This window comes from Nitrosomonas sp. Is79A3, from assembly GCF_000219585.1.
GTDB lineage: Bacteria > Pseudomonadota > Gammaproteobacteria > Burkholderiales > Nitrosomonadaceae > Nitrosomonas.
Genome location: NC_015731.1, coordinates 354,480 through 369,874 on the forward strand (window position 1 = coordinate 354,480; position 15,395 = coordinate 369,874).

The 15,395-nt window shown below is 45.2% G+C and carries 10 protein-coding genes; 8 read left to right on the forward strand and 2 right to left on the reverse strand.

Going from position 1 to position 15,395, the window contains the following annotated elements; all coding sequences use genetic code 11:
• Positions 1-377 precede the first annotated feature (377 nt).
• Genes NIT79A3_RS01605 through NIT79A3_RS01625 form a run of 5 tightly spaced genes read left to right on the forward strand, consistent with a single transcriptional unit; the run spans position 378 to position 11,253 of the window.
• Positions 378-3,623, forward strand: a complete 3,246-nt coding sequence (locus tag NIT79A3_RS01605) for a helicase-related protein (RefSeq protein WP_013964517.1) — start codon at positions 378-380, stop codon at positions 3,621-3,623.
• Positions 3,616-4,416, forward strand: coding sequence for a DUF4391 domain-containing protein (locus NIT79A3_RS01610; RefSeq protein ID WP_013964518.1), 801 nt, complete (start codon positions 3,616-3,618; stop codon positions 4,414-4,416). Before NIT79A3_RS01605 ends, NIT79A3_RS01610 begins: the two co-directional genes overlap by 8 nt.
• A 23-nt stretch (positions 4,417-4,439) precedes the next feature.
• Positions 4,440-6,491: a site-specific DNA-methyltransferase gene (locus NIT79A3_RS01615; RefSeq protein ID WP_013964519.1), complete on the forward strand. Its 2,052-nt coding sequence runs from the start codon at positions 4,440-4,442 to the stop codon at positions 6,489-6,491.
• A gap of 12 nt (positions 6,492-6,503) precedes the next feature.
• On the forward strand, positions 6,504-8,189 hold the full coding sequence (locus NIT79A3_RS01620; protein WP_013964520.1) for a DUF262 domain-containing HNH endonuclease family protein: 1,686 nt from the start codon (positions 6,504-6,506) through the stop codon (positions 8,187-8,189).
• A gap of 7 nt (positions 8,190-8,196) precedes the next feature.
• Positions 8,197-11,253 carry a DEAD/DEAH box helicase family protein gene (locus tag NIT79A3_RS01625; RefSeq protein ID WP_013964521.1) on the forward strand — a complete coding sequence of 1,019 codons (3,057 nt, stop codon included), beginning with the start codon at positions 8,197-8,199 and terminating at the stop codon, positions 11,251-11,253.
• Positions 11,254-11,569: 316 nt separating this feature from the next.
• Here the strand turns inward: NIT79A3_RS01625 and NIT79A3_RS01630 are convergent, their stop codons facing one another.
• On the reverse strand, positions 11,570-11,782 hold the full coding sequence (locus NIT79A3_RS01630; protein ID WP_083817935.1) for a hypothetical protein: 213 nt from the start codon (positions 11,780-11,782) through the stop codon (positions 11,570-11,572).
• A gap of 84 nt (positions 11,783-11,866) precedes the next feature.
• Positions 11,867-12,574, reverse strand: coding sequence for a pirin family protein (locus NIT79A3_RS01635; protein WP_013964524.1), 708 nt, complete (start codon positions 12,572-12,574; stop codon positions 11,867-11,869).
• Positions 12,575-13,127: 553 nt separating this feature from the next.
• Here NIT79A3_RS01635 and NIT79A3_RS01640 point away from each other — a divergent pair.
• From NIT79A3_RS01640 to NIT79A3_RS19260, 3 genes are all read left to right on the forward strand, one after another.
• Positions 13,128-14,294 carry an IS4 family transposase gene (locus NIT79A3_RS01640; protein ID WP_013964525.1) on the forward strand — a complete coding sequence of 389 codons (1,167 nt, stop codon included), beginning with the start codon at positions 13,128-13,130 and terminating at the stop codon, positions 14,292-14,294.
• 374 nt (positions 14,295-14,668) lie between these two features.
• On the forward strand, positions 14,669-14,968 hold the full coding sequence (locus NIT79A3_RS19255) for a hypothetical protein (protein WP_348225684.1): 300 nt from the start codon (positions 14,669-14,671) through the stop codon (positions 14,966-14,968).
• Positions 14,965-15,327, forward strand: a complete 363-nt coding sequence (locus tag NIT79A3_RS19260; RefSeq protein ID WP_348225685.1) for a hypothetical protein — start codon at positions 14,965-14,967, stop codon at positions 15,325-15,327. The genes NIT79A3_RS19255 and NIT79A3_RS19260 overlap by 4 nt, the downstream gene beginning before the upstream one ends.
• The last annotated feature ends 68 nt before the right edge of the window (positions 15,328-15,395 follow it).

Below are 15,395 nucleotides of genomic sequence, written 5' to 3' on the forward strand. Positions count from 1 at the left end.
GAAGCTAGTGATTGCGATCAAGCTGCTTAAGCTTTACTTCCTTGGACGTTTCACAAGAAGTATGTGTGACTGAAAGATTTTAGGAGGGGATTTACTTGTATCAATTCCTATCTTTATGGTCGAAAAATGATTTACACCCAATAACTTTGTGGTTGTTGATTACTGAGTTTTCTCATATTCTTCCATGAATTACTTGGAATAGATAAAAGTATGAATTACCTAAAAATAATATCTTCAACAGAAATCTTACTATTTGGTTTTTCATAGAAAGATTAGGACGAACGTCAAGATTTAAAATCACGGCATTAGAAATGCAAGTATCTCTAATGTAAAGCAATAGATAGTGGATAATTAGATAGGTTAGAAAGAAGGCAATTGTGTTATTAGATAACAAAAACAGTGGCTATGTCGGCAAAGAGCTGAAGGAGCGTTCATTTGAGGGCTCAAATCTGGCCGTCCTGTCCAGTCTCTTTACCCTTTATGGTTTTGCTTCTCTGAAGAAGGAATTGTCCAAGACCCAGCAAACGCGCTTATATCTGACCAACTGGCAAGACCAAAACCTGCAATCCCTGATTGGTACGGAGCAGGAAATCAGGTTGCTTAATCAACTCGATCAAAAACGCATTGCCGCCGAATGTGCCAAATGGCTTCAGAGCAAGGTCGAGGTTAGAGCCAGTCAAACGCCGCAGGTCGCGCAGAACCTCATTCACTTGCAATCGGGCGAAGACAGCTTTGCTGTGCATGGCAGTGCAACTTTCTCTCCTATTGGCTTGGGAGATGTTCGCTCGGATAACCTGCAAATGAACACGGGAATATCAGACACCCAAACCACGCAGCAATTGCTGGCGTGGTTTGACGGTATATGGAGGGATGAGGCTAGCTCCAAGAACATTGAGAACGAGCTGATTGACAGGCTCGACTTCATCGCTGCCGACCAACCAGCGAACTTCATCTACTTCCTGACCCTATACAACATTTTCAAAGATTTTCTGGAAGACATCGACGAAGAGAACATTATCCGTAGCAAAACGGGATTCAAAGATACCATCGTCTGGAATAAGCTCTACAAGTTTCAGAAAGACGGCGTGCTGGGAGCAATCGACAAGCTCGAAAAACACAATGGTTGTATCATTGCCGATAGCGTGGGCCTGGGTAAAACATTTGAAGCCCTGGCGGTAATAAAGTATTACGAGCTGCGCAATGACCGGGTACTGATTTTGTGCCCTAAAAAGCTCCGTGATAACTGGACGATGTTCACCATCAATGACAAGCGCAACTTGCTTGCCAGTGACCGCTTCAATTACGACGTCCTTAATCACACCGACTTGAGCCGCCCTAAGGGCTATTCAGGCTCAATCAATCTCGAAACTTTGAACTGGAGTAATTACGACCTCATCGTTATCGACGAGTCTCATAACTTCAGGAACAATCCCAACAAGGCCGAGGGCAAAACCCGCTACGAGCGCCTGCTGAATGACATTATCCGCTCTGGCGTTAAAACCAAGGTGCTCATGCTCTCAGCTACTCCGGTTAACAGCCGAATGAACGACCTGAAGAATCAAGTAGCCTTCATTACTGAAGGCCGGGACGATGCCTTCAATGATGTCGGTATCAAGAGCATTGAATCCACACTCAGGCTGGCACAAAAGCAGTTTAACCAATGGGTGAAAGAGCCTGTTGAAAAGCGCACCACAACAACTTTGCTCGACAGCATGAGCTTTGACTACTTCAAGCTACTCGATGTCGTGACAATTGCACGTTCCCGTAAACATATCGAAAAATACTATGGCACGGCAGACATAGGTGAGTTTCCTACTAGGCTGCCGCCCAAAAACATCTATGCCGATTTTGACTTGTCGGGTGAGTTCCCGCCGCTGAAAGAAGTCAATAAAACCATCCGCAGGCTCTCCTTGGCAGGCTATTCCCCGCTGAAATTTGTCAGGAACGATAAGAAGAGAGAATATGCAAGACGCTACGACAAAGCCGTAGGTGGCGGTAAGGGCGTATTCAAGCAGATCGACCGTGAGGAAAGCCTTATCCACCTGATGCGGGTGAACCTGCTCAAGCGCATGGAAAGCTCCATCCATTCATTCAGCCTGACGGTCGATAAGCTGGCCAGACAAGTGGAGTACCTGCTTACCAAAATTGAAGAGCACGAGTCTGGTGACATTGAAGCGCTGAACATCGAAGACATTCACGACTTCGAACTGGAATCTACGGAGCTGGAACCCTACTTGATCGGTAACAAAACCAAGGTATTGTTGCAGGACATGGACATAATCCGCTTCAAGCAGGAACTTGAAGCCGACAAGCTATTTCTGTCCAGTATTGCAGAGACAGCCAAAAACGTAACGGTTGAACGTGATGCCAAGCTGGAGCTGCTAAAGCAGGCAATCGAAACGAAGGTAAAAATTCAGCTCAACCCCAACAACAAGAAAGTTATTGTGTTCACGGCTTTTGCCGATACCGCGCAATACCTCTACGGCCACCTCGCGCAATGGGCAAAATCAGGGCTTGGCATTCATAGCGCGTTGGTGACAGGCGGCGGCACCAATAAAACCACGCTCACAGGCTTGGGCACAGAGCTAAACAATATTCTCACGGCGTTTTCGCCCATATCCAAAGAACGTAACAAGCTAGACCCAGATGCAACCACAGAGCTTGATCTGCTGATTGCCACAGACTGCATCAGCGAAGGCCAGAACCTCCAGGACTGCGACACGCTCATCAACTACGACATTCACTGGAATCCAGTCAGGATCATTCAGCGCTTTGGACGTATTGATCGCCTCGGCTCCAGGAATGCGCAAATCCAGCTCATTAATTTCTGGCCGAACATGGAGCTGGACGAGTACATCAAACTTGAAGCCAGAGTCTCAGGCCGCATGGTGTTGCTTGATATCTCTGCCACAGGCGAAGAAAACGTCATCGACGAAAACGCCAAAGAGATGAACGACCTCGAATATCGGCGTAAGCAGCTCCAGCAACTCAAGGAAGCCGTTGTTGATCTGGAAGACATGGCGGGCGGTGTATCCATAACGGATTTAACCCTGAATGACTTCCGCATGGACTTGTCCGGTTACATGAACCAGAATCACAAAGCGAATATGGCCAAGCTGGAAAAAGCCCCATTAGGCTTGTATTCCGCTGTGCCGCTCGACGACGATCTGGCCGAAGATGGTATTGAGCCCGGCGTGATCTTTTGCCTCAAAAATATCAGGAAAGGCAAAGAAGCCGTGCAGGTGGATGATAACTATCCACTCGCGCCTTACTTCCTAGTTTATGTATCTGACAATGCCGTTATTGAACTGAATTTTACCCAAAGCAAAAAAGTGCTCGACCTGCTCAAACGCCAGGCCTTCACGCATACCGAAGTAGATCAAGCCGCCGCCGAGCAAGTGAATAATCGCACCAAGCAGGGCCGAGACATGGAGCATCACCAGCATTTGCTGGCCGTTGCAGTGGACAGCATTGCAGGTAAAAGTGAAGAAAAAGGCGTGGAAAGCCTCTTTGCCAAAGGCGGCACAGTGCTTACCGCCACCAGTAGCCAAGGCATAGAAGACTTCGCCGTGGTGTCGTACCTGATTCTAACCGACAATCAGGCGGAAGGCGGTAATGAATAACAACGTTTTCGAAGACTTTCTGCAAAATCTTGCTATTCCGCCAAGCTGCGCATTGAACAAGCCCGTTTATAAAAAGCTGTTTCTGGATGCATCTGATGGTAAGAAGAGCCTGCTAGATGCAACGGACAAAGCCTGCCTGAAGGACGACATCAATAAAATTCGCTGGCTCTATACCCTAAAGCCCGCCACGATCAATATCGCACCCTATAGCGACAATGAGCGTGATTACCCCGAAGTGGCCGTGCTGCACTTCGAACTATCCAATTCTAGCCGCGTAAAGCGCATTGCTCACTTTGTTAACCGCGCTATCCCATATCCGCTGATTTTGCTGTTTACCTGCGACATGGATAGCCAACCGCATCTTGCGCTCAGCGTGGCGGATAAGCGCATTAACCAAGCCGACCAAGAAAAATGGGTAATCGAGGGCAGCCTGATAACCCATTGGATCAAACTGAACACCCCATCGGATACCGACCATGCATTCCTGCAAAGCCTGACTATCAACAATCTATCCTTCAAGAATTTCTTTGATTTCTATAAATCTGTAACCGAACGTGTTATAGCCATGAACTGTGCAAGTCATAGTGGAGCGTTCAGTCTTGAGGAAATCCCAGCGCACGGCGGGGGAAAAAGCAGGCTTGAAAAGCTGCGCGCACTGGAAAAGCTTGAGCTTAAAAAGTCTGAGCTTTCCAACAAGCTGAAAAAAGAAAAGCAAATGGGCAAGCAGGTTGAGCTGAATACCCAAGTAAAAAAGATTAACGATGAGATTGGCCAGATAAAGGCCGGCCTGTAACGGAAAATAGAAGGCATTGAAGAATGAGTGATTCAAATAGCGAGAGCACAATGAAGCAAGTCACCCCAGAAGACGGCCAGATCACCGACGTCATTGACGAAAATGTTGATCGAATGAAGAGGCTATTTCCTGAAGTCTTCACCGAAGGTGGTGTCAACTTCGAAACCCTGCGCCAGCTTTTGGGCGATGCGGGTGTGCTGGATGAAGACGAAGAAAAATATGGCTTGAACTGGCACGGAAAGAAAAAGGCACGCCAGATCGCGCTCACGCCATCAACAGGAACGCTGCTGCCATGCCCTGAGGAAAGCGTGGATTGGGATACTACCAAGAACATTTTTATTGAAGGCGATAACCTTGAAGTGCTGAAGCTGCTCCAGAAGAGTTATGCGAATAAGATAAAGATGATCTATATCGACCCCCCATATAACAAGGACAAAGACTTCATATATCCAGATAAATTTTCAGAAGGTCTAGACACCTACTTGAAATATACAGGCCAAAAGAGCGACCTAGGCGATTGGAATGTTAGTGAAAGTGGTAGAGAAAAAGCAGGAAGGAAGCATACCAACTGGCTGAACATGATTTGTCCCCGCCTGATTCTAGCCAGGTCGCTTCTCTCTGACGATGGAGTCATTGTTGTATCTATAGACGAGAGCGAGCATGCAAATCTTGTCAAAACCATGGAAAATATTTTTGGCGAGGAGAATTTTTGTGGCGAAATAATCTGGAAAAATAGCAGCAAAAACGACCAGGATTATATTTCAATTCAGCACGAGTACTTTGTGGTTTTCGTGAAAAATAAAAGTTCAAACAAAGGCTATTGGTTAGAAAGAAAAGAAGGGCTGGATGAAATTTACAAGGCATTTGAGGGGTTTAAGAAAAATAGAGGAAACGATTGGGAGGCCATACATAAAGATGCTTTAGAATGGTTCAATCAATTTCCTGATTCAAATCCAATTCGAGACAGCAAGCACTACAGCTGGATGGATGAAAAGGGGATCTATTTTCCTGACAACATATCTGGCCCCAACGTAGGTCAATATGTCTACGACGTACAACATCCTATAACAAAGAAAAATGTGAAGCCACCATCGAGAGGATGGTTTTGTCCGCCAGAAAAAATGAAACAACTCATTTCTGACAATGGCGTCCATTTTGGAAGTGATGAAACCACCGTTCCATGCTTGAAAACCTATTTGAAAAATACAGAAATGAAAAGCCTTACAAGCATGCGATTTAAGGACGGCAGAGCTGCATCCAAAAGACTAAGGGCACTATTCGGCGAGAACATATTCACAAACCCCAAGGATGAAGAGCTCTTAGCTGAATTAATGAAGGCCTTCTCTATAGGAGATAACGATTTAGTTTTGGATTTTTTTGCCGGGTCTGGATCAACTCTACACGCAACTACCCTTCTAAATATCCAAAAGAAATCTTCAGTTAGATGTATTCTCGTTCAGCTTCCTGAAGATCTTGTATCGATGGAGAAATCGGCAGCGGGCTTGTCAAAGAAAATTATATCGAATTCCATTGACTACCTAAGATCAAAAAACCTACCGCTTAACATCTGCGAAATTGCAAAAGAAAGAATTAGGTTGGTTAGGGGCAAGTGCAATACTGAAGGCCATTTGAATGGAATTGATTCCGGATTTAAGGTGTTCAAGTTAAACCGATCAAATATCAAGGCATGGAATCCGAGGGCATCAGATATTGAAAGCTCTTTGCTTGCACATCACGAAAATCTTGTTGGCGGCCGATCTGAGCTAGACATTTTATACGAGCTCTTAATTAAGCGAGGCGTTGATCTTTCTGCCCCCATTGAAAGTCGCAAAGCAGCAAGCAAAAATATTTACAGCATTGGCTACGGAGCGCTATTCGCTTGTTTAGACGAATCCATTTCCCGCGAGCAGGTGGAGGATGTTGCACAGGCGATTATCGACTGGCACAAAGAGCTTGCACCAGTCAGCGAGACGCATGTGTTTTTCCGCGATAGCGCTTTCCGCGATGACGTTTCCAAAACCAACATGGCCGCCATTCTGGAACAGAATGGTATAAATCATGTGCGTAGCTTATAAAGGAGAATTGGCATGAGCAAAAAAATCAGTGGCGCAGAATACCCGCTTGCCAAGATATTCAGCTCAGATTTTGAGTATGTAATCCCATCTTATCAGCGCCCCTATGCATGGACAGTAGATGAGGCTTCAGAGCTGTTTGATGATCTTTTCGATTTTTACAAATCAGAACCTGAAGAAGGTTATTTCCTTGGCAGCATTGTCTTAATCAAGCAAGAAGGCGTTCCCTATGCCGAAGTGATTGACGGTCAGCAACGCTTGACTACTTTAACTATTCTGCTTTCAGTGCTAGCTTCCACGATGCAGGGAAAACAGCGGGATACGCTTTGTAAGTATATTCTTGAACCTGGTAATGAGTTTGAAGGGCTGGAGCCTAAACCAAGGCTTACTCTTCGCGAACGCGACAAGGCATTCTTTCTGAAATATGTTCAGGAACTGAGGTTTGATGAACTCTTTGTGCTCGATGACAAAGGCTTGGATAACGAGTCTAGACTGAATATCAAGCGAAATAGTAATCTATTTAAAGATCGAGTAAAAACTTCTCTCGGTGATTCACCGGATAACATCAAACAATTCGTTGCTTTTCTGCTTCAGCGATGCTTTCTGGTTGCTGTGTCGACACCCAGCCAGCAATCTGCGTTTCGTGTGTTTTCCGTGATGAACAGTCGAGGCTTGGATTTGCAACCCACCGACATTATCAAAGCAGACATTATCGGCAAGCTCAAAACCGATAAAGAGCGGGACGAGTATAACGAGCGCTGGGAGGATATGGAGGTCGAGCTTGGGCGTGGCGGCTTCAACGATCTTTTTAGCTACGTTCGCATGATCTACGCTAAGGAAAAGGCCAAGCGCTCTTTGTTGGATGAGTTCCGCTCCCATGTGATTTCTATAGTTCCGCAGCCTGAAAAACTCATTGGCGAAGTTTTAGAGCCATATGCCACAGCCTTGGCAATCGTCAAGCAAAGTAGTTACGAAGCTGTCTCCCATGCGGAGGAAATTAATTCATACCTCAGATGGCTTAACAGAATTGACAACTCAGATTGGATTCCCTCTGCAATTCGATTTTTGTCCGACAAAAAAAATGATCCACAATACGTTGCTTGGTTCTTTCAAAGGCTAGAGCGCTTGGCTGCGTTCATGCATGTTTGCGCTCTTAATATCAATGAGCGGATTGAGCGCTACAACAAGGCTATCGCCGCGCTAAAAACAAGTCATTCTTTTGAGTCACCGGTCACCGCTATTGAGCTAACAGACGATGAAAAGCAAAAGATGATAACTGCGCTAAACGACAATATTTATGAAATGACACCAAGAAGACGCAATTACCTCCTATTGCGTTTGGACGCATTTCTCTCCGATGGTGCGGCATCCTATGACCCAACCATCCTCACCATAGAGCATGTTCTACCTCAGACTGTTGATCCTGCAAGCGAGTGGGCTCAGATATGGCCTGATGTTGCTGAAAGACAAAAATGGGTTCACAAGCTCGCCAACCTTGTTCCATTAACTATGCGACGCAATGCTAAGGCGCAGAATTATGATTTTTCGAAAAAGAAGACAGCTTACTTTTCTGGAACTAAAGGCGTGTCTTCTTACATTTTGACTACTCAGGTATTGAACAGCCCCGAGTGGACTCCAGCTTCATTGGAAAATCGTCAAACAGAGTTGCTTGGTGTTTTGAAAGAAAACTGGAGGCTTTGAATATTCAATGAAGCTGCATTTTGAAGACAATCTGGATTATCAGCAGGCCGCTATTGATTCCGTAGTCAGCCTGTTTAAAGGCCAAGAAATATCGCGCTCCGAATTCACTGTGACATTCCGCCCGGAATCGGGCTCGCAGCATTCGTTGGGCTTGGCGGAGAGCGAGCTTGGTATTGGTAATAGATTAATGCTAGTAGATGAAGAGCTTGAAGAGAATCTTCGTCAGGTACAGCTCAAGAACGGTCTGAAACCCACCGAAAAACTCGCCAGCGGTGATTTTACGGTAGAGATGGAAACAGGCACGGGTAAAACATACGTTTATCTGCGAACCATTTTTGAGCTCAACAAAAACTATGGTTTTACGAAATTTGTAATCGTTGTGCCTTCCGTTGCCATTAAAGAAGGGACTTATAAAACCCTGCAAATAACGCAAGAGCATTTTGAAGGGCTTTATCCAAAAGCAAAGGGATATGAATACTTCCTTTATGATTCATCCAAGCCAGAGAAAGTTCGTAATTTTGCAACCAGTTCTAATGTCCAGATTATGATTATGACGGTGGGTGCGATAAACAAAAAGGAGGTGAATAATTTATACAAATATCATGAATCCGTTGATGTTGCCGAAAGCAAAACTGGCGCACCTATTGAACTCATACAGCAAACGCACCCAATTGTAATTGTCGACGAGCCGCAAAGCGTGGACGGTGGCTTGACGGGAAAAGGTAAGGAAGCACTTAGCGCGATGAACCCGCTTTGCACTCTGCGCTACTCTGCCACTCACGTCGATAAGCACCACATGACATTCCGGCTGGATGCCGTGGATGCCTATGAGCGCGGCTTGGTCAAGCAGATTGAAGTTGCTTCCTTGCAAATTGATAGTGGCAACAACAAGCCCTATATCCGCCTTGAATCCACACACAACACGAAAGGCTCGATTACCGCGAAGGTTGAGCTTGATGTTCAGCGTGGAAAGAATATCAAACGTGAAATTCTGACCGTCGATGACGGCGATGACCTGGAGCAGATTACCAATCGTTCGATCTACGAAAACATGCAGATCGGCACAATTACCTGCGGAAAAGACAATGAATCCATCGAGGTAAAAGGCGACGGCTTTGATCAAGTGCTGCGCCCCGGTGAAGCTATCGGCGGCGTTGATCCTGACCAGATAAAGCGCCTGATGATCCGGCGCACGATTAAAGAGCACTTCGATAAAGAACTGCTTTTTGCCGCCAACAATCAGCCTATCAAAGTCCTGAGCCTCTTCTTCATTGATAGTGTTGAGCACTATCGCCAGTATGATGAGGACGGAAATCCGCTAAAGGGCAAGTACGCCCTGATGTTTGAGGAAGAGTATCGCAAGCTGGCCAAGTCTGCCGACTATCAAAGCCTCTTTAAAGAGATTGACCTGGAAGCCGATGCTGCCGAAGTCCATAATGGCTATTTCTCCATCGACAAAAAAGGCCGCTCCGTCGAGACTGCGGAAAGCAACCAGTCCGGTCGTGATGATGCCGAGCGTGCTTACAACCTTATCATGAAGGAAAAAGAGAAGCTGCTCAGCTTTGATACCAAGTTGAAGTTCATTTTCTCGCATTCCGCCCTAAAGGAAGGCTGGGACAACCCCAACATATTCCAGATATGCACACTGCGAGATATGGGAAGCGAACGTGAACGCAGACAAACCCTGGGTCGTGGATTGCGCTTGTGCGTTAATCAGCATGGCCAGCGCCTGCGTGGCAATGACATCAATACGCTGACAGTTATTGCAACTGAAAGTTATGAGAAATTTGCAGAGAACCTTCAAAAGGAAATGGAAGACCCGGAAACAGGAATAGGTATTAGATTCGGAATTGTGGAAGATCAACAATTTGCGAATATTCCACTAACAGATTCAATGGGACAGCCTGCCGCTTTAGGGTATGAAACATCGAAAAAAATTTGGGCTTTTCTCAACGCTTCGAATTATGTAGATGCAAAAGGTAAAGTTCAAGACTTACTTAAAAATGCTCTCAAAGATGGCAGATTTGCCCTTGCGCCAGAGATAAAACAGGCTTTGATTTCAAAGCATGGCGAAAAACAGGCCGACCTGATCGAAATCAATGTTCAGGCATTGCTTCGCAAGGTGGCGGGCAGGCTGGATATTAAGAACGCCGATAATCGCCAGGTTATTCATACTCGCGAAGCTGTTCTTGCCTCTGACGAATTCAAGACGCTGTGGGACAGGATTAAGTACAAAACTACCTATCGTGTCGAGTTTGATTATCTCAAACTCATCAAAGATTGCGCCGAGGCTATTAGAAATTGTCCCCCCATCACGAAAACCAGAGCGCAATTCCGCAAGGCTGACATTGCAATAGGCAAAGGCGGCGTGATCGCTGAACAAACTTCAGCATCCGGGTTCACTACAATTCACGAAAATGACATTGAGCTACCGGACATCATTACTGATCTTCAGGACAAAACACAGCTCACACGTAAAAGCATTGTCCAAATTTTATGTGATAGTAAGCGCCTGGAAGACTTCAAACGTAATCCGCAGCAATTCATCGATTACGCATCTGAAGCGATTAATCGCACCAAACGTTTGGCCTTGGCCGATGGCATTCGCTATACTAAAATCGGTGACGATCATTTCTATACACAAGAATTGTTTCGGCAGGAAGAGCTCAAGTGTTATCTCGAAAACACGTTAGAAACGCAAAAATCCGTTTACACTCACGTTGTCTATGACTCAGTTGGCGTCGAAAAATCCTTTGCTGAAGACCTAGAGAAGAACGAAAAGGTCAAGGTTTACGCCAAGCTGCCTTCATGGTTCAAAGTACCCACTCCGCTTGGCACTTACAACCCAGATTGGGCTGTAGTGGTCGAGGATGAGGGCGAGGAAAAGCTTTACTTAGTAGTCGAAACAAAAGGCAGTACGTGGTGGGACGATCTCCGTCATATTGAAGGAGCAAAGATTAAGTGCGGTGAAAAGCATTTCGATGAAATCGGGAATAACATTAATAACCCTGCTCGCTATATCAAGTCAAGAGACGTTAATGGGATGATGGGATATGTGGAATAGATGGATATATAGTTATGCCGGATAAAGATATTATTAAAAGCTTTCCAAAACTGCATGAAGTTCAACCTAGAGAGAATATTGGGCGTAATACTATTGCACGGTATCAAGCACAATTTAGAGCAGCAGCATATTGAGGTTCCCTCTGTTTTTCGTCTTCCAACAGGCGAACAGTTTTATGCTATCAGCTTTTTCTTCTGTTGAGGATTAGCCAGTCATTTAGAAACCTCATTGGCGATTGAGATGTCCGTCAACGCCTTCTGATTTCGGCAATAAAATCCATAAATAACACTCCAGGTTTCTCCGGCAGAATGCTGGATCATGACACATAACGGGGTGGACAGTTTTCGACGCTGGTTTCCTTTTCCCTGATCATTTTTCCATGCTGTTTTATACCCAGTTGCTCAGCGTTTGTTCTACCAGCCCCAGCTAGCTCCATCGATACCAAAATAATCGCCTTCCCCATCTTCACTTGCTTGATCGCTTGTTCCTTCAAGTCGGTCCTGTATTCCTGCTTCGGTATCTTCATCATCATCATCTTCCTTACAAATGTAACGTTAATTGTACGCCACCCTTGGTAGACTATTTTTCGAAGGAAGCTCAAATCAGTATTTTGCTATAATGGAATCTCCACGCATAGTAATTGTGCTCCCTTCTGTCCTTTCAACTGCAAGTTTGATATCTCGGTGACTTCCGCGCCGTCTCGCTCAGTTAAGCAAGTACCGTTAACATTGACGGATCCGGTAATGACAAATAAGTAAACTCCATTACCCTCCCGATACAATTCATAATCCTTCGAAAGGTCTTCGGTGAATTCAATCATCGAGAAATAGGCATCCTGATTGATGGATAATGAGCCTTGCATACCATTGGGTGACACAATGATCTGGAATTTGTTTTTTCTTTGTGTCACATCGAATCTTTTCTGCTCATACCGGGGTTCTATATTCAGTTTCTTGGGCAAAACCCATATTTGCAGAAAACTCACAGCATGAGTTGTGGAATGATTGTATTCCGAGTGAGTGATGCCTGTGCCCGCCGACATGATTTGCACTTCACCTGCTTCAATGACATGCTGATTCCCCATGCTATCTTTGTGCTGAAGCGAGCCAGTTAACGGAATCGATATGATTTCCATGTTCTCGTGCGCGTGCATTCCAAATCCCATCTCAGGCTGCACAACATCATCGTTGATAATTCGTAACGCGCCAAAGCCCATACGTTCCGGGTTCTGATACGATGAAAAGCTATAGGTATGATGGCTATTCAGCCAGCCATGATTTGAGATCCCGCGCGTGTCAGAGCGATGGATATTAATTTTCAAGGTCAGATCCTCTCAATAATTATTTCAAGTTAAGTTGAGGATTCTACCTATGAATGCAATGATGAGAAATAGTACTTGCCGGGATATCTTCGTAAATTTACGGCAAAGCACTCGCGTTGCTGATAAAACGTAACATTACCGCAGCGGTGCCCTCCACAATCTGCCTCAGCACGGCGTGGCGAATTGCAAACGCAACCGCAACGGTGCCGCAACGCGAAAACCCATGCCAGCATTCAATGTTGCGGTGTTGAGGATTTTTTGGGGAGCAGTTCGCGTACTTTTCCCCTGCAACTGAAAAATTTCATGCCGGAAATTCCGCCTTATACCTTCAAAAGTATATGCCGGAACACATAGAATGAATACTGGTAGGGGCCCTCTAAGATTACTGCCTGATGATTCATTATTCTTTTAATGTTATATGAATATCAGTAGTGTCCGGAGATTCGAGAATTGTCGCATGATAACTCGTTGAACGACCATTACTAAATGACATATTTTTCTGTAATCGATTTCAACTTGCGCCAAACTTCTGACTTTTGTCAGGAGATTGCATATGCACGCAGGGAAATTGGTGTTTGCCCAATTAATGGAGCACCTGCCTTTGCGCACGTTTCATCAGTGCGTAGCCAGATATTCAGGTCGATATCCAACACTCAAGTTCTCGCATCTCGACCAGTTTCTGTGCATGGCTTTCGCACAACTGACTTACCGCGAGAGTCTGCGCGACATCGAAACCTGTCTGCGCGCCCACCAAGCCAAGCTCTACCATTTGGGCATACGAGGCAACATCGCCAAGAGTACGTTGGCTGATGCCAACGAGCAGCGCGACTGCCGCATCTATATGGATTTCGCGATGAGCCTGATCCAGACAGCCAGAAAGCTTTACGCCAGCGACAGCTTTGCTGTCGAGCTGGAACAAACGGTCTACGCACTCGATACCACGACCATTGACTTGTGCTTGAGCGTCTTTCCGTGGGCACGTTTCCGCTCCACCAAGGCTGCCGTTAAGATGCATACGCTGCTTGACCTGCGCGGCAATATTCCAACCTTCATTCATATCAGCGATGGCAAGATGCACGAGGTCAATGTGTTCGACATCCTGACACCCGAAGCTGGCAGCTTTTACATCATGGATCGGGGCTTCACCGATTTTTCTCGCTGGTACACCATGCACCAAGCACAAGCATTTTTTGTAACACGCGCTAAATCCAATCTGCTTTTTCGCCGCGTCTACTCTCGCTCCGTGGACAAATCCACCGGACTGCGCTGTGACCAAACCATTGCCCTAAGGGCTCCCAAGGCTAGCAAGGATTATCCTCAGCACCTGCGGCGTATCAAGTTCTACGATGCAGAACACGACAAGCATCTGGTATTTCTAGCCAACAACTTCGACTTACCTGCGCTGACCATCGCTCAGCTTTATCGTTGTCGCTGGCAGGTCGAACTATTCTTCAAGTGGATCAAGCAACATCTTCGTATCAAGCGTTTCTACGGAACTACTGAGAACGCAGTCAAAACGCAGATATGGATTGCCATATCGGTTTATGTCTTGGTTGCCATCGTGAAAAAGCGGCTCAATACCGAAGCTTCGCTTTACACAATTCTACAGATTTTAAGCCTGACTCTTTTCGAGAAAACACCTATCGATCAATTGGTTAAAAATACCGAGGTGCAAATAACCATGTCGAAAAATAATAACCAACTGAATCTATTCAATTAAATCTCCGGACACTTCTGTATGAATATATTTATATCGCTCACGTTGAGTATCCTGGCTGGTATCGAACTTATGCACATGGCCCGAAAAAGTCAAATGATCAACGATGGGACTGACAAGACATTTTTTACAAAACAAATTTATACGTTACCTAGATAAATCCGTCCAATTAAAAGGGGGGACATTTCATTTCGTGCATTGTTTCTTAGAAAGAATTTATTTATAAACTGGAAAATTAATTCGCCAAAAGTGGTAACTATTGCTCGCCAATTAACAACGCATCACTGTTGTATGAAGAGCAACGTAACCATTAAGGGAGATACGATATACTCACAAGAATGAATCCTACTGAAAGTACTTACATAAGAGCTTCTCATATGCATTGGACCCATATACTCCTGATCGTTATCTCCACCATTGTAATTACCATGGCGGGAACATACTGGGTACTCAAAACCTACATTTTTACTACAGCATTTACACCCGTTGTTCTGGATCAAAAGGAAGACAAAACACTCAAGGCCAAGCTTAGCGCAATTGGTTATGAGCCAATATTTTCTTCACAGTCCATGCATAAAAACGATAGTGATGAAATCGATGAGAACGGATTCCTAAAACCAGAACCCTACTCGGAAAAAATGCACCTCGTGCAATTACCTTCACAGAACGCGAATTGAATGCATTACTCGCTAAGAATACTGATCTTGCCCAAAAATTAGCTATTGATCTTGCAAGTAACCTCGTTAGTGCAAAACTACTCATCCCGCTTGACGAAGATTTTCCGGTTCTTGGCGGCAAAACACTCCGTTTTAATGCCGGTATCGGAATGGCTTATCAGAATAATAGACCAGTCATTGTTCTCAAAGGTGTCAGCATTATGGGCATTCCTATCCCCAATGCTTGGCTGGGTGGATTAAAAAATATTGATCTAGTCAGTGAATTCGGTGTTGACCCAGGATTCTGGAAATCCTTTTCGGAAGGTGTAGAGGAGATTCAAGTAACAGATGGTCAAATCAACATCAAGCTCAAAGAATGAGCTATTTAGTCGACCCTGAAAAAGTATCAAACGACAGTTGTTCTGGAAAAGCTACCCGAGAAAACTGG